Origin of the sequence: Sphingomonas panacis (assembly GCF_001717955.1) — a bacterium.
Lineage (GTDB): Bacteria > Pseudomonadota > Alphaproteobacteria > Sphingomonadales > Sphingomonadaceae > Sphingomonas > Sphingomonas panacis.
On sequence record NZ_CP014168.1, the window covers coordinates 2,051,662 to 2,074,891 of the forward strand.

At 65.8% G+C, this 23,230-nt stretch carries 19 protein-coding genes; 12 read left to right on the forward strand and 7 right to left on the reverse strand.

Annotated elements, in window-relative coordinates; genetic code table 11:
- Positions 1 to 413: 413 nt before the first annotated feature.
- Positions 414 to 1,091 (forward strand): glutathione S-transferase family protein, encoded by a 678-nt coding sequence (locus tag J0A91_RS09315; RefSeq protein WP_240502247.1) that lies wholly within the window; start codon positions 414 to 416, stop codon positions 1,089 to 1,091.
- Positions 1,092 to 1,107: 16 nt separating this feature from the next.
- Here J0A91_RS09315 and J0A91_RS09320 read toward each other — a convergent pair whose 3' ends face one another.
- Complete coding sequence (locus J0A91_RS09320; protein ID WP_083224591.1) at positions 1,108 to 3,288, reverse strand: putative bifunctional diguanylate cyclase/phosphodiesterase; 2,181 nt, start codon at positions 3,286 to 3,288, stop codon at positions 1,108 to 1,110.
- 183 nt (positions 3,289 to 3,471) lie between these two features.
- Between J0A91_RS09320 and J0A91_RS09325 the strand changes: the two genes are divergently transcribed.
- The 4 genes from J0A91_RS09325 to J0A91_RS09340 all read left to right on the forward strand — a co-directional run bounded on the left by J0A91_RS09325 (position 3,472) and on the right by J0A91_RS09340 (position 7,596).
- Positions 3,472 to 4,989, forward strand: a complete 1,518-nt coding sequence (locus J0A91_RS09325) for a fumarate hydratase (protein WP_069204682.1) — start codon at positions 3,472 to 3,474, stop codon at positions 4,987 to 4,989.
- 110 nt (positions 4,990 to 5,099) lie between these two features.
- A complete protein-coding gene (locus tag J0A91_RS09330; RefSeq protein WP_069204683.1) occupies positions 5,100 to 5,363 on the forward strand; it encodes a GIY-YIG nuclease family protein in 264 nt (87 codons plus the stop codon).
- Between the two features lie 73 nt (positions 5,364 to 5,436).
- Entirely contained in the window at positions 5,437 to 6,357 is a 921-nt protein-coding gene (locus tag J0A91_RS09335) for a DMT family transporter (RefSeq protein ID WP_069204684.1), read from the forward strand.
- Between the two features lie 57 nt (positions 6,358 to 6,414).
- Positions 6,415 to 7,596 (forward strand): MBL fold metallo-hydrolase, encoded by a 1,182-nt coding sequence (locus J0A91_RS09340; RefSeq protein ID WP_069204685.1) that lies wholly within the window; start codon positions 6,415 to 6,417, stop codon positions 7,594 to 7,596.
- Positions 7,597 to 7,873: 277 nt separating this feature from the next.
- Here the strand turns inward: J0A91_RS09340 and J0A91_RS09345 are convergent, their stop codons facing one another.
- Together J0A91_RS09345 and J0A91_RS09350 are read right to left on the reverse strand one after the other, a co-directional pair.
- On the reverse strand, positions 7,874 to 8,149 hold the full coding sequence (locus J0A91_RS09345) for a GCG_CRPN prefix-to-repeats domain-containing protein (RefSeq protein WP_069204686.1): 276 nt from the start codon (positions 8,147 to 8,149) through the stop codon (positions 7,874 to 7,876).
- 101 nt (positions 8,150 to 8,250) lie between these two features.
- Complete coding sequence (locus J0A91_RS09350; RefSeq protein WP_069204687.1) at positions 8,251 to 8,841, reverse strand: DUF3617 domain-containing protein; 591 nt, start codon at positions 8,839 to 8,841, stop codon at positions 8,251 to 8,253.
- An 86-nt stretch (positions 8,842 to 8,927) separates the two neighbouring features.
- On the opposite strand from J0A91_RS09350, the gene uvrB reads away from it, so the two are divergent.
- The gene (gene uvrB / locus J0A91_RS09355) at positions 8,928 to 11,141 is read left to right on the forward strand and encodes an excinuclease ABC subunit UvrB (RefSeq protein WP_069204688.1); all 2,214 of its coding nucleotides are present in this window, start codon (positions 8,928 to 8,930) and stop codon (positions 11,139 to 11,141) included.
- Positions 11,142 to 11,234: 93 nt separating this feature from the next.
- Here uvrB and J0A91_RS09360 read toward each other — a convergent pair whose 3' ends face one another.
- Complete coding sequence (locus tag J0A91_RS09360) at positions 11,235 to 11,837, reverse strand: DedA family protein (protein WP_069204689.1); 603 nt, start codon at positions 11,835 to 11,837, stop codon at positions 11,235 to 11,237.
- Positions 11,838 to 11,933: 96 nt separating this feature from the next.
- Here J0A91_RS09360 and ileS point away from each other — a divergent pair, with 96 nt between their 5' ends.
- From ileS to J0A91_RS09375, 3 genes are read left to right on the forward strand one after another with little or no spacing between them, the layout of a single operon-like run.
- A complete protein-coding gene (gene ileS / locus J0A91_RS09365; protein ID WP_069204690.1) occupies positions 11,934 to 14,858 on the forward strand; it encodes an isoleucine--tRNA ligase in 2,925 nt (974 codons plus the stop codon).
- Positions 14,855 to 15,376, forward strand: coding sequence for a signal peptidase II (lspA, locus tag J0A91_RS09370; RefSeq protein WP_069204691.1), 522 nt, complete (start codon positions 14,855 to 14,857; stop codon positions 15,374 to 15,376). The genes ileS and lspA overlap by 4 nt, the downstream gene beginning before the upstream one ends.
- Entirely contained in the window at positions 15,369 to 15,785 is a 417-nt protein-coding gene (locus J0A91_RS09375) for a DUF3035 domain-containing protein (protein WP_069204692.1), read from the forward strand. Before lspA ends, J0A91_RS09375 begins: the two co-directional genes overlap by 8 nt.
- A gap of 86 nt (positions 15,786 to 15,871) precedes the next feature.
- Here the strand turns inward: J0A91_RS09375 and J0A91_RS09380 are convergent, their stop codons facing one another.
- The 3 genes from J0A91_RS09380 to J0A91_RS09390 all read right to left on the reverse strand — a co-directional run bounded on the left by J0A91_RS09380 (position 15,872) and on the right by J0A91_RS09390 (position 18,843).
- Positions 15,872 to 16,633, reverse strand: a complete 762-nt coding sequence (locus tag J0A91_RS09380; protein WP_069204693.1) for a TorF family putative porin — start codon at positions 16,631 to 16,633, stop codon at positions 15,872 to 15,874.
- Between the two features lie 186 nt (positions 16,634 to 16,819).
- Positions 16,820 to 18,007, reverse strand: a complete 1,188-nt coding sequence (gene metC, locus J0A91_RS09385) for a cystathionine beta-lyase (protein ID WP_069204694.1) — start codon at positions 18,005 to 18,007, stop codon at positions 16,820 to 16,822.
- Positions 18,004 to 18,843, reverse strand: a complete 840-nt coding sequence (locus J0A91_RS09390) for a sulfurtransferase (RefSeq protein ID WP_069204695.1) — start codon at positions 18,841 to 18,843, stop codon at positions 18,004 to 18,006. The genes metC and J0A91_RS09390 overlap by 4 nt, the downstream gene beginning before the upstream one ends.
- Positions 18,844 to 19,040: 197 nt before the next feature.
- Here J0A91_RS09390 and queF point away from each other — a divergent pair, with 197 nt between their 5' ends.
- From queF to J0A91_RS09405, 3 genes are all read left to right on the forward strand, one after another.
- Positions 19,041 to 19,487, forward strand: a complete 447-nt coding sequence (queF, locus tag J0A91_RS09395) for a preQ(1) synthase (RefSeq protein WP_069204696.1) — start codon at positions 19,041 to 19,043, stop codon at positions 19,485 to 19,487.
- A gap of 133 nt (positions 19,488 to 19,620) precedes the next feature.
- Positions 19,621 to 21,894 carry a glycosyltransferase family 4 protein gene (locus tag J0A91_RS09400; protein ID WP_069204697.1) on the forward strand — a complete coding sequence of 758 codons (2,274 nt, stop codon included), beginning with the start codon at positions 19,621 to 19,623 and terminating at the stop codon, positions 21,892 to 21,894.
- A gap of 46 nt (positions 21,895 to 21,940) precedes the next feature.
- Entirely contained in the window at positions 21,941 to 23,224 is a 1,284-nt protein-coding gene (locus J0A91_RS09405; protein ID WP_069204698.1) for a glycoside hydrolase family 130 protein, read from the forward strand.
- Positions 23,225 to 23,230 lie beyond the last annotated feature (6 nt).

The following is a 23,230-nucleotide window of genomic DNA, read 5'->3' on the forward strand; positions in this document are numbered from 1 at the left end:
CTGTTCAAACCATCTCTAAGGCGGACCGCGTTCCCGGTCCGTTCGAATCGGGGGCATGCCCCGATGCTATCATTGCGGGCGCTTACCCGTGAGAACAAAATGAGGCCGCACCTATGCGAAACGCACCGGGCAACCGCTCTATCATATGGGGTTTGGAACCCCATTCTACCAGTTATGGGGTTCGCCCCCGAACCTTGCCCCTACAGATTGTGCCGGATCGCGCCCGACCGCAAGACGGTAAATGACAGATCCGGGACTCGGTTCGTCGCTATTTTGATTCGGTCTATGGCACGGCGGGCCACCCGCGAAGGCGCGACGCGTGGACTTCCGCCGGGTCCGTGAAACGCAAGAGAACAGACCCGGAATTCCACAGATATTTCTTTGTTCGGTGTGATGCCATACATCCTGTGGCGATGGGCGACGCCTGCGGCTATCGTGCCGCGATGCTCGCGCTGTTCGCCCATCCGCTGTCGTCTTATTGCCAGAAAGTGCTGATCGCGCTGTACGAGCGCGATGTGCCTTTCGAACACCGGCTGCTCGCGCCCGGTGAGGCGGAGAACGGCGCGACGTTCGCGGCTGCTTGGCCGATGGCAAAGATGCCGCTGCTGCTTGATGGCGAGCGTGCGGTCGCCGAATCCTCGATCATCATCGAATATTGCGATCGGCTCCCCTCCGGCGCGCCGCCGATGATCGCGAACGATCCGGAGACGGCGCTCGAAACACGCTTCATGGATCGCTGCTTCGATTGTTACGTGATGACGCCGATGCAGACGATCGTGTCCGAGCGCATCCGCCCCGGCGGCCATTCTGACTCCTATGGCGTGGATCAGGCGCGTGCGGCGCTGGAGCGCGCCTATCGCTGGCTCGACGCGACGCTGGCCGGGCGGATCTGGGCGGCTGGGGACACGTTCGGCCTCGCCGACTGCGCGGCCGCGCCGGCGCTTTGGTATGCGCGCCATATCGTGCCGTTCGACACTCACGCGACGCTCGCCGCCTACCACGCCCGGCTCGAAGCGCGCCCCTCGGTCGCCCGCACCCGTGTCGAGGCGGCGCCATACTGGGCCATGTTCCCGTTTTCGGGCGCCGGCTAGACCGCGAACCCTGGCGCTATCCGGTCTTGCGCGCCGGCTGCACCGCCGGCGAACCGAGCCGCTCCATGTTGAAGGCGCTTTCGAACTCCACGCCGGCGCGGCCGTCGGTCGCCCAGCGCAGCTTGGCGGGGAACATCTCGTCTTCGATCAGTTCGATCATCACGTCCATGCCCGCCGCCTGGCCGTCGATGTCTATGCCGTCGATCATCGCGCCGCGCGGCGACAGGTTGCGGATGCGGACCTCTCCGGTGGCGTCGCCAGCGCGGATGCGCGCGGTGCGGATCATCGCGTGGCGCGGCAGGCGGCTCTTGCGGTGGCCTGAGGCAAGCGCCTTGCCGCCTTGCGCGGCGAGTTGCGTGCGTACTTCGGCCGCGCGTACCGCCTTGCCGTACACCCAGCCTTGGATGTGGCTGCATCCAAGCTCGCGGATCAGCGCGATCTCATCGTGAGTCTCGACGCCTTCGGCGGTCGTCTCCATGTCGAGCGCCTCGGCGAGCGTGACGATCGCGCGGATGATCGCGGCGTTGCGGTTGCCGGCGATCGCCGCGCCGCGCACGAAGCCCTGGTCGATCTTGATCTTGTCGAACGGCGCCTTCCTCAAATAGCCGAGCGACGAATAGCCGGTGCCGAAATCGTCGAGCGCGAGCCGCACGCCGATTCCCTTGAGCGTCTTGAACATCTGTTCGGACGAGGCGGTCTCGTCGAGGAACACGCCCTCGGTGATCTCCAGTTCGAGCCGCCCCGCCGCGATCCCCGAGCGCGCCAGCGCCGAGGTGACGATCGTCGGCAGCGCCGGATTGGCGAACTGGATCGGCGAGACATTGACTGCGACCCGCACGTCACTCGGCCATGTCGCCGCCTCGATACAGGCGGTGCGCAAGACCCATTCGCCGATCGCCTCGATCAGACCGCAATCCTCCGCGACCGGCACGAATTCCGCGGGCGAGATCGCCCCGCGCGTCGGATGCTCCCAGCGCACCAGCGCCTCATACCCGACGATCCGCTCGCTCGCGGTGCTCACCACCGGCTGATACGCGACATGGAACTGATCGGCGGTGAGCGCCCGGCGCAGATCGTCCTCGATCTGCTTGCGGCTGCGCGCGCCGTCGAGCATCTCCGGCTCGAAGAAGCGGTGAATGCCGCGCCCGTCGCCCTTGGCGCCGTACAGCGCGAGATCGGCGTTGCGCACCATCGTCTCCGAATCGGCACCGTCCCCGGGTGCGATCGCGATGCCGATCGAGCAGCCGATTGTGATCGCGGAGCCGTCGATCGAATAGGGCTGCGACAGCGATTCGATGACGGCGCGCGCGATCGCGCCGAGCGCCTCGCGCTCGGTCATCCCCGGCAGCACGACCTGGAACTCGTCACCGCCGAGCCGCCCGACCAGCCCGCTGTCGCCGATCGCGCGCACCAGCCGCTGCGCGACCTGCTTGAGCAAGGCGTCGCCGGTCTGGTGGCCCAGCGTGTCGTTGACCGCCTTGAACCGGTCGAGATCGAGCAGGAACAGCGCCGTGCCGCGCCCGCCATGCGCGTGCGACAGCGTCTGGTCGAGCCACTGCCGCATGCGCTGGCGGTTGGAGAGCCCGGTCAGGCTGTCGAACGACGCCAGCCGCGCGATCTCCGCTTCGGCGCGGCGGCGTTCGGTCAGGTCGCTGCCATTGCCGATGAAGCCCTGGAAATTGCCGTCGGCATCGCTCACCGGCCGCCCCGACATCGACCACCAACGCTCCAGCTTGCCCGCGACCGCCGGCCGCACCGAATAGTTGGCGAAGGCGGTGCGCGAGGCGAGGTGGAAGGCGATCGTCCGCTCGGTCTCGGTGGCGTTGGTATCGACCCGGAACAGCGAGCGGATCGGCGCACCGATCGCGGGCGTGTCGGCGGTATCGAGTTCGGCGGCGACCTTGGCGGAGAGATAGGTGACGTGGCCCTCGCAGTCGGTCTGCCAGAACCAGCCGGTGCCCTGTTCCTCGAACTCCTGCACCAGCCGCGCCGCGACCCGCTCGGCCGAGGCGGTCGCTGGCGCCCCCGATCGCTGGCGGGGCCGCGCGGTGAGAAACAGCAGCGCCGCCACTCCGCCCATCAGCATCAGCGCGACGGGTGCGGCGCGCCAGTCGCGGGTCGCCACCGCGCCCGCCGTCGCGACCGCGACACACAGGCACAGCGCGGCCGTCCGGATTGGGCTGAGCGGGGGAATCATGCGGCGGACCCTAGCCGTCGATCCTTGCCAATTGCTTGCCGGAACACCGCCGAAACGATCGCTCCGACGATTATGTTCGTCAACGCGGCGTTCACCCCGATTTCAGCTTGGGGCACGGGACTTCCCCTTTCCGCGCGATGTGGTCTAGGTGCGGCCACCACCATACCCTTCGAGCGAGCAGCCATGACCACCATCATCCGCGAAGCCGACCTGATCGAAAGCGTCGCCGACGCGCTCCAGTTCATCTCTTACTATCACCCGATGGACTATATCCGCGCGCTGGGTGACGCCTATGAGGCCGAGCAGGGCCCCGCCGCGAAGGATGCGATCGCGCAGATCCTCACCAATTCGCGGATGTGCGCGGAGGGACACCGGCCGATCTGTCAGGATACCGGCATCGTCAACGTGTTCGTCAAATGGGGCATGGACTGCCGCTTCGACGACACCAGCCGCTCGCTCCAGGAGATCGTCGACGAGGGCGTGCGGCTCGCCTATCTCAACCCCGAGAACAAGCTGCGCGCCTCGGTACTCGCCGATCCCGCCTTCACCCGCCGCAACACCAAGGACAACACGCCCTGCGTGCTCCACGTCGAGATGGTGCCGGGCGCTCGCGTCTCGGTCGATGTCGCGGCCAAGGGCGGCGGCAGCGAGAACAAGTCCAAGTTCAAGATGATGAACCCGAGCGATTCGATCGTCGACTGGGTGCTCGAGATGCTGCCGCAGATGGGCGCCGGCTGGTGCCCGCCGGGCATGCTCGGCATCGGCATCGGGGGCACCGCCGAACATTGCGTGCTGCTCGCCAAGCAGGCGCTGATGGAGCCGATCGACATGGGGCCGCTCAAGGCACGCGGGGCCAAGACGGACATCGAGCGGCTTCGCATCGAGATTTTCGACAAGGTCAACGCGCTCGGCATCGGCGCGCAGGGCCTGGGCGGGCTTTCCACCATCCTCGACGTCAAGATTCTCGATGCGCCGTGCCACGCCGCCGGCAAGCCGGTCGCGATGATCCCCAATTGCGCCGCCACCCGCCACGCGCACTTCACGCTCGACGGCTCCGGCCCGGCTTTCCTCGAAGCACCCAAGCTCGACGGATGGCCCAAGGTCGACTGGAAGCCCGATGCCGCCGCGATCCGCGTCAACCTCGACACGCTCACGCCCGAGGACGTGAAGGGCTGGAAACAGGGCGACCGCCTGCTTCTCAACGGCAAGATGCTCACCGGCCGCGACGCCGCGCACAAGCGCATCAAGGATATGCTCGATGCCGGCGAGCCGCTGCCGGTCGAGTTCAAGGGCCGCGTGATCTATTATGTCGGTCCGGTCGATCCGGTCGGCGAGGAAGTCGTCGGCCCCGCCGGCCCCACCACCGCGACTCGGATGGACTCGTTCATGCGAATGATGCTCGATCAGGGCCTGCTCGCCTGTGTCGGCAAGGCCGAGCGCGGCGCCGATGCGACCAAGGCGATCGCCGAAAAGGAAAGCGCCTATCTGATGGCGGTCGGCGGCGCCGCCTACCTCGTCGCGCGCGCGATCAAGGGATCGAAAGTGGTGGGCTTCGCCGATCTCGGCATGGAAGCGATCTACGAATTCGAGGTGCAGGACTTCCCGGTCACGGTCGCGGTCGATTCGACCGGCGCGAACGTGCATCAACTCGCGCCGCTCGTGTGGAAAGAGAAGATCGCGCGGGAGAAGCTGCTGGCATAGCATCTGCGGCTACGTAGAATGTTCCCCCGCGAAGGCGGGGGCCCAGACTGGACCCCCGCCTTCGCGGGGGAACATGGGGGTGAGCGGTGGGGGCAGGGTTCGTCTACACCATGGCGAGTGGCCGTAACGGCACGATCTACATTGGCGTGACCAGCAATCTGCCAGTTCGTGCCTATCAGCATCGTAACGGTCTGGTCGAAGGCTTCACCAAGAAATATGGCTGCAAGCTGCTGGTCTGGTACGAAGCGCACGACACGATCGAAGACGCTCGCCAGCGCGAGCTTCGCATGAAAAAATGGAAGCGGTTGTGGAAGCTCAGCGAGATCGAGAGGCTCAATCCCAACTGGACCGACCTCTACGAAACGATCGCCTAGCATCGTGTTCCCCCGCGAAGGCGGGGGTCCAGTCTGCGCTTCCGCCTTCGCGTGAACACATCGGCGAAACTTCATGATAACCTCCCCCATCTGGCTCCCGGTCACGCTCGCCGCAGGCGCGATGCAGGCGTGGCGGACGGCGGTGCAGCGGCGGGTCGGCAAGTCGCTGTCGGTGAACGGCGCGGGGCTGGTGCGCTATCTGTACGGCCTGCCGTTCGCGCTCATCATGCTCGCCGCCTATCACGCGCTCGCGGCACCCGGCGCGTGGCCGGTGCTGGGCGCGCAGTTCTGGCCGTTCTGCCTTGCCGGCGCGGTCGGGCAGATCGTCGCGACCAACCTGCTGCTGATGGCGTTCGATGAGGGCAATTTCGTCGTCGGCACCGCCTATTCGAAGACCGAGGCGGTGCAGGCGGCGCTGTTCTCGGCGGTGCTGCTCCACGATCACCTGAGCGTCCTGAGCTGGGCCGGTATCGCGCTCGGCGTGATCGGGGTGATGGTGCTCGCGACCGGCGGTCGGCCGACGGCGCCGGCCGCGTTCGTGCGCGCGCTCGGCGAGCGTGCCGCGCTGTACGGCATCGCCTCGGGCACGGTGTTCGCGCTGGCGGTGATCGCGATCCGCCGCACCACCTTCGAGGTCGGCACCCCTGATCACATCCTCGCCGCGCTCGTCACGCTCGCCGCGACCGTCGGCCTCCAGACGTTTCTGCAAGGCGGCTATGTGCTGCTGCGCGAGCGCGGCCAGATGACGCGCGTGCTGGCGAGCTGGCGCGTGTCCGGCCAGGTCGGGCTGCTCTCCTCGGTCGGCTCGGCCTGCTGGTTTACTGGCTTCGCCACCGCGCCGGTCGCGCTGGTGCGGATCGTCGGCCAGGTCGAGGTCGCCTTCACGATGGCATTCGCCCATTTCTACCTCGGCGAGCGGATGGCGCGCAGCGAAGTGGCGGGGTTGTTGATCGTCGCGGTCGGCGTGGTGCTGGCTCTGTGGGGCGCACGCTGACCGACATCGCGGTGTGTCGGGCTTGCGCCGGGTCGCGCTATCCCCCAACTGCATGAAATGCGGCTTCTTCGTTTCCTCGCGGCGGCGGTCCTGTGGATCGTCGTCGCATTGTGCCTCGCGATCACGATCGTGCCACGCTTCCTCGATGCGCGATACTATCGCGGCGCCCCGAGCGCGCATTTCGATGGCAAGCGCTTCGCCAATCCCGACGGTGACGACACGTTCGCGCCGGCCACCAAGCCAGGCGGCAAGCCCGGCCCGGCCACCGGCGTCGGCATGATAGTGCGTTTCCTGACTGGCAGCGACGGCCGGCCGGCATGGCCGAGCCACGTTGCGGTCCACCGCATCGCGCCGCCGCCGCGCGTTGCCGGCGATGCGATGCTCGCCACCTGGGTCGGCCACGCGACGATGCTGGTGCAGACGCAGGGCCTCAACATCCTCACCGATCCGGTCTGGTCGGAGCGCGCCGGCCCGCTCGGGCTAGGCCCGAAGCGCGTCGCCGAACCGGGCATCGCGTTCGAGCAACTGCCGAAAATCGATCTCGTGCTCATCAGCCACGATCACTACGATCACATGGATCTCGCCACGCTGAAACGGCTGTGGGATCGCGATCACCCGCGCGTCATCACCAGCCTCGGCAACGACAGCGTGGTCGGTCAGGCCGGCGTGCCCGCCATCGCGCGCGACTGGGGCGGGCGGGTGCGGGTCAAGCCCGGCGTCGAGGTGATCGTCACGCGGAACCACCATTGGGGCAGCCGCTGGATCGCCGACCGGAACCGCGCCTTGTGGTCGAGCTTCGTGGTGCGGCTGCCCGGCGGCAATCTGTTCTTCGCGGGCGATACCGGTGCCGGCGATCTGCGCTGGGCGGATGAAGCGGCGGCCTATGGCCCGGTGCGGCTGGCGCTGATCCCGATCGGCGCGTTCCGCTTCTCGGCCGGGCAGATGGCATCCGGCAGCCATATCGGGCCGATCGACGCGGTCGAGGCGTATCGCCGGCTCGGCGCATCGACGGGCATCGGCGTGCATTGGGGCACCTTCCGCCTGTCCTACGAGGCCTATGACACGCCGCCACGTCTGCTGGCGGCGGTGGAGCGCTGTCGTGGCCTGAGCGGCTTCGGCACCGTAGCGCTTGGCCAGCCGGTACGGATCGCGCCTTACGCGCCGCCGGTGGCGAAGGCCGTTACGCCGGCAGCGGAAGCGGCGTGCCTCGCTTCGCCGGCGGTGCGGGATTTGCCGTAACACTGGGCTACCTCCGCCCTTGGCGTGACACCGAAGCGTAGCGGCTTACTCGCCTCAGCCGTGCCAGGAACTTCCCGTTCTCCCGCGAAAGCGGGAGCCCAGAGCCAAGCAAAACACCGATTACGGCTCTTGGCGCCTTGTTCTCCCGCGTGCGCGGGAGAACAAGAAAGCGTCTTCGCGCAGGTCGCTTCCGCGGGGTTGGTACGCCAGTGCAGCAACCTCAGCGCGGCGTCCAGAGGAGACGCGCCGTCACCCCAAGGCGACGGCGCGAAAAGCCTTACCGGTAGCGCCAGCCGCCGTGCCAGCGGTGACGGTGCTGCCAATAACGCCGCCCGTCCCAATAGCCCCGACCCGCATAATAGCGGTGGACCACCAGCGGACCGCGCTCGATCACCACCGGGCCGCGATCAACGATCACCGGCCTGCGATTGGGGCGGCAATCGCCCCAGCGGTTGCGATGGCCACCCGGGCCGCAACCATCGCGCGCCTCGGCGCTCGACACGGACAGCATCGCGACTCCAATCGCAAATGCGGCGGCAAGACGTTTACGCATACACACCTCCTCATTCGGAGGCGGTGGAACGCGCATCCGTTGCCGGTGTTCCGCGGGCTGACCCGATGCGGGCCCACCTGATCGAACGCGGGAGCGGTGCCTCAAGGCTTGGTCTTCGCCGCCGCCCCATTCTCATCGCCGCGGCATTCGCCAGTGCGCTTGGCGTCGATCGTCACCGTCATCTTCTGCGCGGCCGGGCCTTGCGCCGCGCCGGCGCCGGGCGCCTCGGTCGTCGATTGCATGTCGAAATGATAGCTGTCGGGCGTGTAGTTGCCCGCCATCGTCGCCTTCATCGTGCCGACCGATTCCCGGCAGACCATCGCCGCGTCGATCTTGCCGCCGGCCATCGTGAAATGGTCGTAGGTGCAGTGACTGTCCTTCGCGCCGGTGAAAAAACCGCGTTTGGCCTTGACGTCCTCGGGCGTGACGCAACTGGTGAAGGGGTGGGGCTCGCTCATGCGTGCGGTCATCTGCTGCTGCACTTCGGGGGGCAGGCCGCTCATCTGCATGTCGTGCATCGTCATCTTGCCTTCCCAGCGACCCGGCCTGACGAGATCGGTGTCGCCGGTCGCGGCGGCTACCTTTGCCTGAACCTCGGCCGGCGTGGCGTTGGTCGCCTTGACGGTGGGGGTGCTGGTGGGGCCGCAGGCGGCGAGCGGCAGACTCAGAACGGCGGCAAACACCAAACGCATGAACTCATCCCTTTGATCTGGTTTGTTTGGTGCGACCCGTTCCCGCTTTGTTGCGGCTGGGCTCGGTACAGCCCATATTGGCAAACATGGCAATCCAGATTCGCACGACCTTGGACGAGCCCGAAACCGGGCAAACCTTCGTTCCGCACCGTCCTTCCCGTCCGCCCAAGGCCGAAGGCGGCCGACCGTTCAAGCTCGTCTCCGAATATACCGCCGCCGGCGATCAGCCTGCCGCGATCGCCGAACTCGTCGCGCAGACCGAAAGTGGCGAACGTGACCAGGTGCTGCTCGGCGTGACCGGATCGGGCAAGACCTTCACGATGGCGAAGGTGATCGAGGCGGTGCAGCGCCCGGCGCTGATCCTCGCCCCCAACAAGATCCTCGCCGCGCAGCTCTATGGCGAGTTCAAGTCGTTCTTCCCGGACAATGCGGTCGAATATTTCGTCAGCTATTACGATTATTATCAGCCGGAGGCGTATGTCGCGCGCTCGGACACGTATATCGAGAAGGAAAGCTCGACCAACGAGGCGATCGACCGGATGCGCCACTCGGCCACCCGCTCGCTGCTGGAGCGGGACGACGTCATCATCGTCGCCTCGGTCTCGTGCCTGTACGGCATCGGTTCGGTCGAAACCTATTCGGCGATGATCTTCGATCTGAAGAAGGGCCAGAGCGTCGACCAGCGCGAGATCGTCCGCAAGCTGGTGGCGCTGCAATACAAGCGCAACGACGCCGCCTTCGCGCGCGGCAATTTCCGCGTAAAGGGCGATAATCTCGAGATTTTTCCCTCGCACTACGAGGACACCGCCTGGCGCATCTCCTTCTTCGGCAACGATATCGAGGAGATCACCGAGTTCGATCCGCTCACCGGCAAGAAGGTGGCTAACCTTGACTATGTTCGCATCTACGCGAACTCGCATTACGTCACGCCCGGCCCGACGCTCAAACAGGCGATGGAAGCGATCAAGCACGAACTCGCCGAGCGGCTCAAGGAACTGATCCCCGAAGGCAAATTGCTCGAAGCGCAGCGCCTCGAACAGCGCACCAACTTCGATCTCGAGATGATCGCCGCGACGGGCAGTTGCGCCGGCATCGAGAATTATTCGCGCTTCCTCACCGGCCGCATGCCCGGCGAACCGCCGCCCACGCTGTTCGAATATCTGCCCGACAACGCGCTCCTGTTCGTCGATGAGAGCCACCAGACGATCGGCCAGATCAACGGCATGTCGCGCGGCGATCACCGCCGCAAACTGACGCTCGCCGAATACGGCTTCCGCCTGCCGAGCGCGATCGACAATCGCCCGTTGCGCTTCAACGAATGGGAGGCGATGCGCCCGCAGACCACCTATGTCTCGGCGACGCCGGGCACGTGGGAAATGGAGCAGACTGGCGGCGTGTTCGTCGAACAGGTGATCCGCCCGACCGGGCTGATCGATCCGCCGGTCGAAATCAAGCCGGTCGAGGAGCAGGTGCAGGACTGCATCGTCGAATGCCGCAAGACGGCGGAAGCCGGCTATCGCACGCTCGTCACCACGCTGACCAAGCGCATGGCCGAGGACTTGACCGAGTTCATGCACGAGGCGGGATTGAAGGTCCGCTACATGCACTCGGACGTCGAGACGCTCGAGCGGATCGAACTGATCCGCGACCTGCGGCTCGGCGTCTACGACGTGCTGGTCGGCATCAACCTGTTGCGCGAGGGGCTCGACATCCCCGAATGCGGGCTGGTGTGTATTCTCGACGCCGACAAGGAAGGCTTCCTTCGCTCCGAAACCTCGCTGATCCAGACGATCGGCCGCGCCGCGCGCAACGTGGATGGCCGCGTCATCCTCTATGCCGACCGCATGACCGGCAGCATGGAACGCGCGCTCAACGAAACCGACCGCCGGCGCGAGAAGCAGCGCGAATACAATCTGCAGCACGGCATCACGCCGCTGACGATCAAGCGCAACATCGGCGACATCATCCAGGACGTGTCGCAGCGCGATCAGGTGACGGTCGAGATCGACGAGGACCGCCCGCACATGGTCGGCCACAACCTGCGCGCGTACATCGAGGAACTCGAGAAGAAGATGCGCACCGCAGCGGCGGACCTCGAGTTCGAGGAAGCCGGTCGCCTGCGCGATGAGATCCGGTCGCTGGAGGCGGAGGAACTCGGGCTACCGGGCGCGGGCGACCGCGCGGTCGCGCCGGTGATGGGCCGTAGCAACGAGGGTAAGCCGGGCACGCGCAAGACGCGCTACGGCAAGAGCCAGAAGATGCGCGGCGGGCTGCCGGGGGCGAGCCGGCGGGGGCGGTGAGAGTGGCGTCGGTTTTGAGGCGAGATACTCTCGCTCTCAAGACAGACTTCGATGTGGATGCCCTGCGCCGGCGTTGGCTTTTTCGGGCGACGGCTATCGGTCTCGCGGCTTCCACGTCACCACGCGCCACGCATACACCACCGCGATCGCGACCATGATCGCCATGCTCGCCGGGCCGAACCACGCCTCAAGCACGCGGAACCGCGCGCCGAGATACCAGCCGGCCCAGGCCAGCAGCGTATTCCAGATCGCCGCGCCCGCCGTCGTCCACAGGCAGAATCGCCAGCGCGGCATGCACGCCATGCCGGCGGGCAGCGAAACGATCGTGCGGAAGGCGGGCATGAAGCGGAACACGAACACCACCCATTCGCCGTGGCGCTGGAAGAAGGCGTGGAGCCGCTCGACATCGTGCCACTCGACCGTCATCCAGCGGCCCCAGCGCGCGACCACGGGCCTGAGCGGGGCCACGCCGAAATGCCGGCCGAGCGCATACCAGGCGTAATTGCCGGCAGTCGTCCCCAGCGTGCCGGCAACGATCAGCGGCACCATGCCCATCTTGCCATGCGCGACGGCGATGCCGCCCAGCCCCATGATGATCTCCGACGGGATCGGCGGGAAGATGTTTTCGAGCGCCATCAGCAGGAAGATGCCGAGATAGCCGCTGCGGGCGATGAGCTGGACGATGAGGTCGGTCATGACGGTTGAACGCCGTCCCTAGCCGCACGGGTGCGAAAGGGAACCGCTTTGAACAATTTGTATCGCGCGCGGTGCTCGTATACTGCGCCTCCACCCATGACCGATACGATCCTATCCGATACGCCGCGCGACTGGCGCGAGACCGTCTTCCTGCCGAAGACCGACTTCCCGATGAAGGCCGGCCTCGCCGCCAAGGAACCCGCGATTCTGGCGCGGTGGGAGAAGCTCGGCCTGTACGACCGCCTGCGCGAACAGCGTGCCGGGCGCGAGCGCTTCATCCTCCACGACGGCCCGCCCTATGCGAATGGCGACATTCACATGGGCCATGCGATGAACAAGGTGCTCAAGGACATCATCGTCCGCAGCCAGTCGCTGCTGGGCAAGGATGCACCCTATGTGCCGGGCTGGGATTGCCACGGCCTGCCGATCGAATGGAAGGTCGAGGAGGCATATCGCGCCAAGAAGCTCGACAAGGATCAGGTGCCGGTCGCGCAGTTCCGCGCCGAGTGCCGCGCCTATGCCGAGAAGTGGGTCGCGGTGCAGCGCGCGCAGTTCGAGCGGCTCGGCGTGATGGGCGACTGGGCCGATCCGTATCTGACGATGAAGTTCGAGGCGGAAGCGGCGATCGTCGGCGAATTGCTCAAATTCGCCGAGACCGGCCAGCTTTACCGTGGCGCGAAGCCGGTGATGTGGTCCCCGGTCGAAAAGACCGCGCTGGCCGAGGCTGAGGTCGAATATGAGGACGTGGTCTCGACTCAGATCGACGTCGCGTTCGAGATCACGGAGGCGCCGAACGCGCCCGAACTGGTCGGCGCGCATGCGGTGATCTGGACGACGACGCCGTGGACGATCCCCGTGAACCAGGCTTTGGCGTATGGGCCGGAGATCGAGTATTTGCTCGTTCGCTTTGACGATATGGTTGACGGGCCGCGTACCCTGCTGATCGCGCACGATCTTCTCGAAAGCTTCGGCGCACGCATCGGGCATCCGGTTATCGTCAAGCTGGGTGATACGGCAGGTACGGTGACGGCGCTGCAGTCCGTCCGCGAATCGCAGCTTGAAGGCGCCGTCGCGCGCCACCCGATGCACGCGCTCGGCGGCTTCTTCGCCAAGCCGCGACCGTTCCTTAGCGGTGATTTCGTTACGACCGACGCCGGCACCGGCCTCGTCCACATGGCGCCCGATCATGGCGAGGACGATTTCCTGCTGTGCAAGGCGAACGGCATTGATCCCGTATTCGCGGTCGATGGTGCGGGCATGTACCGCGCCGACTGGCTGTGGCTTGGCGGGCAGGGCAGTGTCATCAACAAGAAGTTTGTCAGCGTCGAGGGGCCGATCTGCACCGATCTGCGCAATGCCGGCGCGCTGCTCGCGGCGAGCGATGATTTCGCGCATTCCTATCCGCATAGCTGGCGCTCGAAGGCGAAGGTGATCTTCCGCGCGACCCCGCAATGGTTCATCCCGATGGACAAGGCCGAGGGCATTACCCCAGCCAATCTCGTCACCCCAGCGCACGCTGGGGTCTTTGGCGAGGGCGCGGGACAGGAGCCGCAGGAGACCCCAGCTTCCGCTGGGGTGACGCATGGCGTGCAAGGCAACGGCGCCACGCTTCGCGAGATCGCGCTCGACGCGATCGAGCACACCCGCTGGGTGCCCGAGCGGTCGAAGAACCGAATCAACGCGATGGTCTCGCAGCGCCCCGATTGGGTGATCTCGCGCCAGCGCGCGTGGGGCGTGCCGATCGCGCTCTACGTCAACCGTGCGACCGGCGACTATCTCCGTGACCCGGCGGTCAACGCGCGCATCCGCGACGCGTTCACTGCGGGCGGCGCCGATGCGTGGTTCTCGGCCGATCATCAGGCGCTGCTCGGCGCCGAGTACGACGCTGCCGACTATGAGGTCGTCACCGACATCCTCGACGTGTGGTTCGATTCGGGTTCGACTCACGCCTTCGTGATCGAAGCGCGCTACGGGGCGGGTGTTCGCGCCAATCTGTACCTCGAAGGCTCGGACCAGCATCGCGGCTGGTTCCAGTCGTCGCTGCTCGAGAGCTGCGGCACGCGCGGGCGTGCGCCCTATGACGCGGTGCTGACCCACGGCTTCGCGCTCGACGGCAATGGGCGAAAAATGTCCAAGAGCCTCGGCAACGTCGTCGATCCGCTGAAAGTGATCGGCGAGAGCGGCGCGGATATCCTGCGCATGTGGGTCGCCTCGGTCGATTATTTCGAAGACGTGCGGATCGGCAAGGAGGTGCTCACCACCACCTCGGACGGCTATCGCAAGCTGCGCAATACTTTCCGTTATCTGCTCGGCGCGCTCGACGGGTTCGACGATGCCGAGAAGCTTACCCCCGCCGAAATGCCCGAACTGGAGCGCTACGTACTCCATCTGCTCGGCATGCTCGACGTCGAGCTTAAGGCGGCGGCGGAAGCGTTCGAGTTCAACCGCTATCTGCGGCTGCTCACCGATTTCGCGCAGGAGGATCTGTCGGCCTTCTACTTCGATATCCGCAAGGACTCGCTCTATTGCGACGCGCCGTCGGACATCAAGCGCCGCGCGGCGCGTACCGTGTTCGACATCCTGTTCCACGCTTTGGTGCGCTATGCCGCGCCGATCCTGTGCTTCACCGCCGAGGAAGTGTGGCAGGCGCGCTTCCCGAGCGAGGATGGTTCGGTGCATTTCCTCGAATGGCCCGAACTGCCGGCGGTGCCGGGCGATGACGGCGTCTCGACGCTGTGGGCCGAAGTGCGGGCGCTGCGTACGCAAGTCACTGAGGCGATCGAGCCGCTTCGCCGCGAGAAGGTGGTGCGCTCCAGCCTTGAGGCCGAGGTGACGGTGCCGTCGCTGCCGGTCGATGCGGCGGAGCTGGCCGAGGCGTTCATCGTCGCGAAAGTGTCCAAGGGCGAGGGTGTGTCGGTGACGCGCACCGAGTATCACAAATGCGGCCGCTGCTGGCGGCTGCTGCCCGAAGTGATCCAAGACCTTGCGCTGTGCGATCGTTGCGAAAGTGTGGTGGCATGAGCCGCTTGCCCGTAGCCGGCTTTGCCGCCGCCGCTGTGTTGTTCATCGCCGATCAGGCGGCGAAATATGGCGTAACGCAGGTGCTTGGCCTCGACGAGCTGACCAATGCGCGTGAGATCACGCCGTTCTTCAACCTGCAATTCGTGGCCAATCGCGGCGTTTCGCTCGGGCTGCTGCATGCGAGCAACGACACGTCGCGCTGGTTGCTGGTGGCGATGACCGGACTGATCGCGCTTGGGGTGCTGGTGTGGATGTTGCGCGAACCCAAACGGATCGAGCAGATCGCGCTCGGTTGCGTGTTCGGTGGGGCGCTCGGCAATATCCTCGATCGGATGCGGCTCGGCTATGTCGTCGATTTCGCCGATTTTCATATCGGCGCATGGCAGCCGTTTTTGGTCTTCAATGTCGCCGACGCGGCGATTACGGTAGGAGTGCTCGTCTTGTTCGTCCGCGCGCTTCTGGTACGCGACAAGCCCCGGGCGGAACGAGCTTCTGTGGAGAATTCTGGCAATGCGTAAACTGGTTTGGGTCGCGAGCGTATCGAGCGTCGCGCTGTTGCTCGGCGGCTGTGGCCATTCGCGGCTGGGGCGCCCCGGCGGGCCGGACGAATTCGCCGTCGCGCGTCAGGCGCCGCTGGTGATCCCGCCCGATTTCTCGCTGGCGCCACCGCAGCCGGGTGCTGCGCGTGCCAACGATATCAGCCCCAATGCGCAGGCGCTCGATGCTTTGTTCGGTGGCCCTGCGGCGCGTGGTGCGGGTGAGAGCGCGACGATCGCGGCGGCGGGCGTCGATTCGGACGATCCCGGCATTCGCTCTTCGGTCGACGATCCGCAGACCAATGTGGTCGACAAAGGCGCCTCGACCCGCGACGTGGTCGCCGCTCCCGAGGGCGACGGCCAGAGCGCGCGGGCATCCGCGCCGAAGTGACCCGGCCGGCCTTCGGGCCGGTCGTATCCGGACACAAAAAAAGGGAGCGGCGCACCGCTCCCTTTTTCTTTGCGTGCGCGCGGGGTTTAGAAGGCCGCGCCCAGTGACACCACGACACCGCCCTTGGAGATGTTGCGGGTCTCGTTGTGCTGGTCGGTGATGAACGAGTCCTTGTTGGTATCGACATAGCTCACGCCGAGCGTCAGATGGTTCCAGGTGTAGGAAGCGCCCAGGCCCCAATCGGTATATTCGTTGCCGATCGACAGATAGCTCGGGCCGAACGTGTGGCCGAGATGCGCGGTCAGGCCGAATGCTGTGTTTGGAATCGATGCCGCGAGATCGCCGGCGAGATAGACGTTCGATTCCGCGCCATTGCCGACGCTCAGCGCCTTCTGCTTGGGCGCGTAATTGACCGTGACCTTGCCGTTGACCGGACCCATCTGGGTCGAGATGTCGAAATACGGCTCGGCGAAGTCGGTGTTGGCGTGGCCGCCGCCCGGATAGTAATAATAGAGCACGCCGCCATCGAGCTTGATGCCGTTGATCGTCTTCGAATAGCCCGCGATCAGATCGACTTCCTGGTCACTGCCGTTGGCGACGTAATCGTCGATCGAGGAGCCCCAGACGGTCGCATAGAGGCCGGATTCGTGCGAAACCGTGAAGGTGCCCTGCAACGCCACCTTCTTGTTGGTCTGCGAGATACCGCGGAACCGATAATCGGAGATCAACGTCGCGCCGCCCGAAACGGTGAACGCCGGAGCGGGAGCGGTCGGTGCGTCGTCCGCGAAGGCGGGCGTCGCGGAGGCGGCGAGCAGCAGCGCGCCGAGCGAGAGTGTGGAGAAGCGCATCGTTTTCCTTTCGAAATGCGTCGTCCCCGCCTGCTTCCGCGAGCATGTGCGTCTGTAAGGGCGAACCCTCCGCGCTACTGGCCGTTGGAGATTTTCATGTGCCGCTGCTCATGGTGCAGTACAACAAAATTTTGCTGTTCTGTGTCTGATTTGTTGCTGGTGTGGTGCAAGCGCAACATGGATCGCTCACGCGATCGCACGGAATCGCGCCAGCCCCGCGTCGAGGTCGGCGATGAGATCGTCGGTGTCCTCCAGCCCGATCTGGAGGCGGACGATCGGCCCGGCATCATCGCGGCGTGTTGCGGTGCGATGACGCGCGGGATCGACCGGCAGCGCGAGGCTCTCGAACCCGCCCCAGCTAAAGCCGATGCCGAAATGCTCCAGCCCGTCGATCAGCGCGGCGCGTGCCGCCTCGTCGCCGCCGTTCAGCACGAACGAGAACAGCCCCGACGATCCTTTGAAGTCGCGCGCGAAAATTGCGTGACCGGGGCAGGAGGGCAACGCGGGGTGGAGCACGCGCGATACTTCCGGGCGACCGGCCAGCCACTCGGCGATGCGCAGCGCGCTCGCCTGATGCTGGCGCAGCCGCACCGCCATCGTGCGCAAGCCGCGCGAGCCGAGCCACGCATCGTCGGGGCTGGCGACCTGGCCGAGTTGGAAGCTGGTATCGCGCAGCGTGCCGAAATGTCCCGGTGCGGCGGTCACCGATCCGAGCATCACGTCCGAATGGCCGACGATATATTTGGTACAGGCGAGGATCGACAGATCGACGCCGTGCTGGATCGCGGGGAAGAACAACGGAGTCGCCCAAGTGTTGTCGAGCAAGGTCACCACGCCGCGCGCCTTCGCCGCCGCACAGATCGCCGGCACATCCTGAACCTCGAAGGTGAGGCTGCCGGGGCTTTCCATCAGGATCGCGCGCGTCGCGGGGCCGATCAGCTCGGCGATGCCGGCACCGATCAGCGGATCGTAGAAACGCGTGGTGATGCCCATCCGCTTGAGCAGCGTGTTGGCGAAGCCGCGCGACGGATCATAGGCGCTATCGACCAGCAGCAGTTCGTCACCGGGCGACAGCACTGACAACAGTGCTGCCGCGATCGCCGCAACGCCCGAAGGGTAGAGGAAGGTGGCCTCGGCGCCCGGCTCAAGTTCGGTGAGCGCGTCGGCGAGGCTCCACTGAGTCGGCGTGCCGCGCCGCCCGTAGAACAGCCGGTGATGGGTGTCGGTCGCACCCGATGCGCGCAGATCGGCGACGCTGTCGTAGAGGATCGTCGAGGCGCGCCACACCGGCGTGTTGACGATGCCCTGAGTCCATTGGTTGCGGCGACCAGCGGTGACGACGCGGGTCGAATCGCCCTTCTCGTTCACGCTCATGCTTCGCCCGTCGCCTTGGGAGTGGCGGGATCGGCACCCCATTCGGACCAACTGCCGTCGTAGAGCGCCCCGTCCGCGCCGAGCAGATGCGCGCCGAACAACAGCCCGGAGGCGGTGATGCCCGATCCGCAGGTCGTGACGAGCGGCTTCGAGAGATCGATCCCGGCGGCGTCGAAAGCAGCCTGCAGCGCTTCGCCCGTCTTCCACGTGTTGTCGGCGTTGAACAGCTTGGCATAGTGCAGGTGTTTCGAGCCGGGAATATGCCCCGACGCGACGCCCGGGCGCGGATCGGCTTCTTCGCCGGTGAAGCGGCTCGCCGAGCGCGCGTCCAGCACCTGTTCGGCGCCGCTGTCGATGTTGGCGCGCATCGCCGCCAGATCGCGCACGTCATCGCGTATGGCGGTGATGGTGACATGGCCGGGGTGCGGGGTTGGCACCCCGCTTTCGGTGGCGCGGCCTTCGGCACGCCATTTGGTGAAGCCGCCGTCGAGGATCGCGATATCGCGCATGCCGAAATGGCGCAGCATCCACCATGCGCGCGCCGAGGAGCGCACCGGCGAGGCGTCATAGATCACGATCCGCGTGCCATCCCCCAGGCCGAGCGACTGCATCTGGTTCGCGAATGCCTCGGGCGGGGGCAACATGGTGGGGAAGGGGCTTACCGTGTCGGCGACCTTGGCGAGATCGAGAAACACCGCGCCTGGAATGTGTGCGACTGCGAACTCGGCCTGTGCATCGCGGTTATGCTCGGCAAGGTAGTAGCTCGCATCGACGATGCGCAGATCGGCCGCGCCAAGTTCGGCGGCGAGCCATTCGGTCGATACCAGGGAGTCCATCGTCACACCTCGTTGCTGTCCGGCGGACGTTCGCGACCGTTCGGCCTGAGTCTGTCGCGGGGCTGGCACCGGGCATCCGGGGCTTCGGCAGGCTCGGCACGAACGGGGGTCCGCACACCGATCGCGTCCTAGCCCCGCATCCGCGCGCCGTCGAGGCACGGTAGCGATCCGCCGCGCGCCGCACTACATAGCGGCGCATGACTCCAATGCATCTCGGCCAGACCAGCGCGCTGCCTTCCTCGCCCGAAGACGCCGTGCTCGATTATGTTCCCAACCCGCGCCGCGGGCGCCCGTATCTGGTGCGCTTCACCGCACCCGAATTCACGTCCTTGTGCCCGGTGACGGCGCAGCCCGATTTCGCGCACCTCGTCATCGACTATGCGCCGGGCGAGACGATCGTCGAGTCCAAGTCGCTCAAGCTGTTCCTCGGCGCCTTCCGCAACCATCAGGCATTCCACGAGGATTGCACGGTCGGTATCGGCGAGCGCTTGTTCGCGGAAATGCGGCCGCTATGGCTGCGGATCGGCGGCTATTGGTATCCGCGTGGCGGCATGCCGATCGACGTGTTCTGGCAATCGGGCACGCCGCCGGAAGGGCTGTGGCTGCCGTCCCAGGACGTGCCCGGCTATCGCGGGCGAGGCTAAGCCGGGGAAAATGTTGATTCAAATCAACGGGATTCGCGGTACTGCACTGCAGCAATAGTGCAACCATCTCGCGATCGAACCGTTGAGAGGCGATAGCGGGGATTAATCCCCAGTTCATGCAGGATGGCCTTCGATGACGCGATCAGCAGACGTGCTTTCTTCGGTCGACCACATTGCGCTGATCGGTAATTTCCTTCCGCGCAAGTGCGGCCTTGCCACGTATACGACAGATACCTTCACGGCGTTGAAGGGGCGTTTCCCCGACCTGAAGATCGACGTCTATGCGATGGACGATCATCCGGGCCGGTACGTCTACCCGCCCGAAGTGACGATGAGCATCCCCGAGCAGGATCGCATCGCCTATTCCGAAGCCGCGCGGGCGATCGAGCTGAGCGGCGCGCAGGCTGTGTGGGTGCAGCACGAATATGGCATCTACGGCGGGCCGGCGGGCGAGCATCTGCTTGCGCTGCTCGACCGTGTGACGATCCCCGTCATCGTCACGCTGCACACCATCCTCGAACGCCCGAGCGCCGATGAGCGCCGCGTTATGGAGGGCCTGTTGCGCCGGGCCGCCAAGATCATCGTCATGGCCGAGCGCGGCCGCGAGATCCTCGAACGTGTCTATGGCGCGAGCGCGCGCACGGTGGTGATGATCCCGCACGGCGTGCCCGATCGCGAGTTCGTCGAACCCGATACGCTGAAGGCGCAGTTCGGCTGGGAGGGCAAACAGGTGATCTTCACCTTCGGTCTGCTCGCGCCCGGCAAGGGCATCGAGACGATCATCGAGGCGATGCCGGCAATCACCGAGAAGCACCCCGATGCGCTGTATGTCGTGCTCGGCGCGACTCACCCCAATCTCGTCGCGCACGAAGGCGAAGCCTATCGCGACCGTCTCAAGGCGCTCGCCGCCGAGCAGAACGTGGCGGATCAGGTCGCCTTCATCGACGAGTTCCTCGAGCATGACGATCTGATCGAGTATCTCCAGGCTGCTGACATCTATGCGACGCCTTATGTGAACCCGGCGCAGATCACCTCGGGTACGCTCTCCTACGCGGTTGGCGTTGGCAAGGCGGTGGTATCCACGCCCTATGTCCATGCTACCGAGATCCTGTCCGACGGGCACGGCGTGCTGGTCGATTTCGGCGACAGCGAAGCCTTTGCGCGCGAGATCAATGCGCTGCTCGGCAGCGATCGCAACCGCTTGCGGCTGTCGCAGCGCGCCTATGAGCGTGGCCGGACTATGATCTGGCCGCGCCTCGCGGAGCGGGCGATGCGCGAGATCATCGGCATGGTAGCCGCCCGCCCCCGCCGGATCGCCGGGCCGAGCGTCTCGCTCGCACCGCTCGACCCGGATTTCTCCGCAGTGGAGCGAATGAGCGATTCGACCGGGATGTTCCAGCACGCGATCTTCTCGGTGCCCGATCGCCGCCACGGCTATTGCATCGACGACAATGCCCGTGCGCTGATGTTGACCTGCAAAATGGAATCGCTTGCCGACGACACGCGCGACAAGTGGATGACGATCTACGAATCGTTCCTGCAATATGCCTGGAACCCCGAGGCGCGCCGCTTCCGCAACTTCATGCGCTTCGACCGGACGTGGTGCGAGGAGGTCGGATCGGAGGATTCGAACGGTCGGACGCTCTGGGCGCTCGGCGTTACCGCGCGCGACGCGCGGCACGCCAAGCATCGCGACTGGGCGGTGGCGATGTTCGACATGACGGCGAGCCTCGCATTCGAACTTGGTAGCCCGCGCGCGCATGGCTTCGCGATGCTCGGCGCGGCGGCGATCCTTGAAGCGTTTCCTGGCCACACGTTGGCGCGCAGCATCCTGACGCGGTTTTCGGCCGAACTGCTCGCGCTTCTCGAAGAGGCGCGTCGGCCCGAGTGGGAATGGTTCGAGATCGTCCTGGCGTATGACAATGCGCGTCTGCCCGAGGCGCTGCTCCGCGCCGGCAAGTCGCTGCGCCGTGACGATCTGATCGCGTGCGGTAAGGCGACGCTCGACTGGATCATCTCGCAGCAGACCTCGCCCGAGGGCCGCTTCCGCGCGGTCGGCAGCGAGAGCTTCAACCGGCCGTATCAGCCGCCGCTCCCGTTCGACCAGCAGCCACTTGAAGCGCAGGCCACGATCGAGGCGTGCGAAGCGGCGTTCGAGGCGACCGGCGAGCAGCGTTGGATCGACGAGGCGATGCGGGCGTACCTCTGGTATCTCGGGGTCAACGATCTCGACCTGCCGCTCGCCACGGTGAAGGATGGCGGCTGTTTCGACGGGTTGATGCCGACCGGACTCAACCGCAATCAGGGTGCTGAGTCGATTTTGGCGCTGCAACTTGCCTCTTGTGCGATTTCGGGGCTTTCAAAGCGGGCCGAAAGCGTGGCAGGACCGGATCGCGCCGTCGCGTAGCCTCGCTCGCGACGCCGCGAGTGCGGACGATTGGCGAGGCTTACGCGTGATAGATTTGTTTCACCATGCATTGCGGCTGCATGCCGATCCCTCGCGGGTCGTCGTGCGTCCGTTCCACCTTGCCTGGGCGAATAACGGGCAGGGGCCGAGCCGCACCGAGCGGATCGTCGACGCGGTGCTCCAACTCGACGCCGCCGAGACGAGTGCCGAGCTGGAGGTCGTGCTCAAGGATTTCGAGGCGCGGCACTGGCAGACCCGCCGCGTGTTCATGACGCGCTATGACGAGATCGAAGGAATGCTCGGGCTCGACGGCGCGACGATCGACGATGAGAAGCGCCAGTTGATCGGCGCCTATTTCTGTCACGAATACAGCTACGCCGCCGCCGCGTTGATGAACCCGAGCGCGGTGCCGCATCACGACCAGTCGGGCATGCCGCCGGGGTCGCAGCGAATCCTGATGAGCCTGCGGGCGGTGGGCGAGGGGCACATCTCCTCGGTCGCGTTCCGCGAAGGCATCATCACCGACAACAACGAGTTGAAGCTCGCGCCCGAGCCGCCCTTCGCGACCGCGACCGACATGATCGGCGTCGATGAGGAGCATGTGCCGGAAGGGCCGGTGACGGTGTACCGCCACCGCGATTCGACTCTGTCGGGCACGGTGATTTTCCCGATCACCAACGCTCAGTCGAAGGGGCTGGAGGATTTGCGCCTCGTCCACTTCCAGCACGAAGACGGATCGTGGGAGTGGCTCGGCACCTATACCGCCTACAATGGCTCGGTGATCCAGTCCGAGTTGATGCGCACGCGCGATTTCCGCGCGTTCGATCTGGTGCCGATGAGCGGCCCGGCCGCGCGCAACAAGGGCATGGCGCTGTTCCCGCGCAAGATCGACGGGCAATATATGATGATCGGTCGGCAGGACGGCGAGAATCTGTTCCTGCTCAAGTCGGACACGCTCACGCATTGGGAAGAGGGCGAGAAATTGCTCACCCCCGAGCTGCCGTGGGAATTGGTGCAGATCGGCAATTGCGGGCCACCGATCGAGGTCGATCAGGGCTGGCTGCTGCTGACTCACGGCGTCGGCGCGATGCGCAAATATGCGATCGGCGCGGTACTGCTCGACAAGCACGATCCCTCCAAGGTGCTGGGCCGGACCAAGGAGCCGATCCTCGCCGCCGCCGATCAGGACCGAGAGGGCTATGTGCCCAACGTCGTCTACACCTGCGGCGCGATGAAGCACGGCGACAAGCTGTTCGTGCCTTACGGCGTGGCGGACAGCTCGGTCGCGTTCGCGTTCATCCCGATCGCGAGCCTGCTCGCGGCGATGTGACGCGCG

What these genes read in the sequence shown, in the direction of transcription:
- J0A91_RS09325 (WP_069204682.1), top strand. Translation starts at nt 3,472, where the DNA reads ATGACCACCATCATCCGCGAAGCCGACCTGATCGAAAGCGTCGCCGAC.
- J0A91_RS09350 (WP_069204687.1), bottom strand. Translation starts at nt 8,841, where the DNA reads ATGCGTTTGGTGTTTGCCGCCGTTCTGAGTCTGCCGCTCGCCGCCTGC.
- J0A91_RS09390 (WP_069204695.1), bottom strand. Translation starts at nt 18,843, where the DNA reads ATGGACTCCCTGGTATCGACCGAATGGCTCGCCGCCGAACTTGGCGCG.
- J0A91_RS09320 (WP_083224591.1), bottom strand. Translation starts at nt 3,288, where the DNA reads ATGATTCCCCCGCTCAGCCCAATCCGGACGGCCGCGCTGTGCCTGTGT.
- J0A91_RS09335 (WP_069204684.1), top strand. Translation starts at nt 5,437, where the DNA reads ATGATAACCTCCCCCATCTGGCTCCCGGTCACGCTCGCCGCAGGCGCG.
- J0A91_RS09400 (WP_069204697.1), top strand. Translation starts at nt 19,621, where the DNA reads ATGACGCGATCAGCAGACGTGCTTTCTTCGGTCGACCACATTGCGCTG.
- metC (WP_069204694.1), bottom strand. Translation starts at nt 18,007, where the DNA reads ATGAGCGTGAACGAGAAGGGCGATTCGACCCGCGTCGTCACCGCTGGT.
- queF (WP_069204696.1), top strand. Translation starts at nt 19,041, where the DNA reads ATGACTCCAATGCATCTCGGCCAGACCAGCGCGCTGCCTTCCTCGCCC.
- J0A91_RS09375 (WP_069204692.1), top strand. Translation starts at nt 15,369, where the DNA reads ATGCGTAAACTGGTTTGGGTCGCGAGCGTATCGAGCGTCGCGCTGTTG.
- J0A91_RS09360 (WP_069204689.1), bottom strand. Translation starts at nt 11,837, where the DNA reads ATGACCGACCTCATCGTCCAGCTCATCGCCCGCAGCGGCTATCTCGGC.
- J0A91_RS09340 (WP_069204685.1), top strand. Translation starts at nt 6,415, where the DNA reads ATGCGGCTTCTTCGTTTCCTCGCGGCGGCGGTCCTGTGGATCGTCGTC.
- J0A91_RS09330 (WP_069204683.1), top strand. Translation starts at nt 5,100, where the DNA reads ATGGCGAGTGGCCGTAACGGCACGATCTACATTGGCGTGACCAGCAAT.
- lspA (WP_069204691.1), top strand. Translation starts at nt 14,855, where the DNA reads ATGAGCCGCTTGCCCGTAGCCGGCTTTGCCGCCGCCGCTGTGTTGTTC.
- J0A91_RS09315 (WP_240502247.1), top strand. Translation starts at nt 414, where the DNA reads ATGGGCGACGCCTGCGGCTATCGTGCCGCGATGCTCGCGCTGTTCGCC.
- ileS (WP_069204690.1), top strand. Translation starts at nt 11,934, where the DNA reads ATGACCGATACGATCCTATCCGATACGCCGCGCGACTGGCGCGAGACC.
- J0A91_RS09380 (WP_069204693.1), bottom strand. Translation starts at nt 16,633, where the DNA reads ATGCGCTTCTCCACACTCTCGCTCGGCGCGCTGCTGCTCGCCGCCTCC.
- J0A91_RS09345 (WP_069204686.1), bottom strand. Translation starts at nt 8,149, where the DNA reads ATGCGTAAACGTCTTGCCGCCGCATTTGCGATTGGAGTCGCGATGCTG.
- uvrB (WP_069204688.1), top strand. Translation starts at nt 8,928, where the DNA reads ATGGCAATCCAGATTCGCACGACCTTGGACGAGCCCGAAACCGGGCAA.